Source organism: Streptococcus sp. Z554 (genome assembly GCF_053010305.1).
On the sequence record NZ_JBRKNV010000017.1, the window covers coordinates 1 to 2,236 of the forward strand.

Annotated in this window: 1 pseudogene; it reads right to left on the bottom strand. The window is 43.6% G+C overall.

The features are described from left to right. A pseudogene (locus ACVC7R_RS08455) lies at nt 1-2,236 on the bottom strand (CshA family fibrillar surface protein C); the annotation flags it as partial.

Consider the following 2,236-nt stretch of genomic DNA (forward strand, 5'->3'; position numbering starts at 1 on the left):
TTGTTGAACCATCTTCAAAGGTTGCTGGTACATCATCATCCATTGGAACATCTGGATTACCTGGTGTAAAGCTTGGTTTACCAGATTGTGTTTGACCTTGTTTGTCAGTTGAAGTTGCATCTTCAGCTGTTGGGATTACTGGGGTTACTGTTGGTGTGTAGGTTGCTGAAGCTTTTGTTCCGTTCTTATCTTCGCGGACAACTGTCACAGCTGGTGCAGTTCCGACAAATGATTTCTCTGGTACAAATGTAACAGTACCGTCTGCTGCTACTGTGTATGTACCGACACCTTCAACAGTCTTAGTTGTTGTTCCATCGTCAAATGTTGCTGGAACAGCTTCGTTGATTGGAACAGTTTTTTCTACTCCATCAACCGTTACAGTTCCACCCTTGAATTCAGGCTTACCTTTTTGAGTTGCGCCTTGGATGTCTGTTGTTTCTGCTGGTGTTGCAGTTGGTGTTACTGGAACAATCTCAGGAGTGTAAGTTGTATCAACTTTGATTCCGTTTGAGCTTTCAGCTTGAACCTTAACAGGTGTTACTTTACCAGTGTAAGACTTATCAGTTGGTGTGAATGTTACAGTACCAGTTGCTGGGTCGATGGTGAATGTACCGATTGGTGTTGTTCCATCTGCTGCATAAGCTGGTGTGCTTGAAACTTCGTTACCATCTTTGTCCAACAATGTATAGCTATTACCCTTAATCGTGATCGCTTTATCTTGACCATTTACTTCAACAGTAGCTCCTGCAAAGGTTGGAGTACCTGTTTGAGTAGCACCTTGGATATCTTTTGAAGTTGCAGGGCTTGCAGTTGGAACTGCTGGCACAACCGTTGGTGTGTAGGTCGCATCTGAAGTAATGGTTGCAGTCTTACCATTAGCATTTGTAATAGTAGCAGTTGCCTGAACAGTTACTCCTTTTGCAGTACCGACAAAGTCTTTTTCTGGCGTAAATGTTACTGCTCCTGTAGTAGGATCAATAGTGTAAGTTCCTTCTCCTGGAACTGTCACAGTAGTTTCATCAGTAGGTTGACCAGTTGCTGGATCTACCAATTTCTTACTTGTGATTTTCGCAGTCTTATCGTTGCTCAACTCAAATGTAGGTGTTTGAGTTTGTGGAACGTTTTGGATATCCTCAGAAACTTTGTCTGTTGGAGTGATTGTAATTGGAGTTACAGTTGGTGTATAAGTAGCAGAAACTTTCGTTCCGTTCTTATCCTCACGAACCACTGTTACTGCCGGCGCAGTCCCAGTGAAGTTAGGTTCTGGAACGAAGTTTACAGTACCATCTGGTGCTACTGTAAACTTACCAACTCCGTCTACAGTCTTAGTCGTTGAACCATCGTCAAAGGTTGCTGGAACAGCATCATTCATAGGCACACGGCTGTCGCCTTCAGTAAATTCAGGTTTGCCCGTTTGTGTAGCACCTTGAATATCTGTTGTTTCAACTGGTGTAGCGGTTGGTTTAACAGGAGTTACTGTTGGAGTGTAGGTTGCAGATGCTTTTGTTCCGTTCTTATCTTCGCGGACAACTGTCACTGCTGGTGCAGTTCCGACGAATGATTTTTCTGGAACAAATGTTACTGTTCCGTCAGCTGCTACTGTGTAAGTACCAACTCCATCAACAGTCTTAGTTGTTGAACCATCGTCAAATGTTGCTGGAACAGCATCATTCATAGGCACACGGCTGTCGCCTTCAGTAAATTCAGGTTTGCCCGTTTGTGTAGCACCTTGAATATCTGTTGTTTCAACTGGTGTAGCGGTTGGTTTAACAGGAGTTACTGTTGGAGTGTAGGTTGCAGATGCTTTTGTTCCGTTCTTATCTTCGCGGACAACTGTCACTGCTGGTGCAGTTCCGACGAATGATTTTTCTGGAACAAATGTTACTGTTCCGTCAGCTGCTACTGTGTAAGTACCAACACCTTCAACTGTCTTAGTTGTTGAGCCATCATCAAATGTTGCTGGAATAGCGTCATTCATAGGCACACGGCTGTCGCCTTCTGTAAACTTAGGTTTACCTGTTTGTGTAGCACCTTGAATATCTGTTGTTTCAACTGGTGTAGCGGTTGGTTTAACAGGAGTTACTGTTGGAGTGTAGGTTGCAGATGCTTTTGTTCCGTTCTTATCTTCGCGAACAACGGTTACTGCTGGAGCAGTTCCAACGAATGATTTTTCTGGAACAAATGTTACTGTTCCGTCAGCTGCTACTGTGTAAGTACCAACACCTTCAACTGTCTT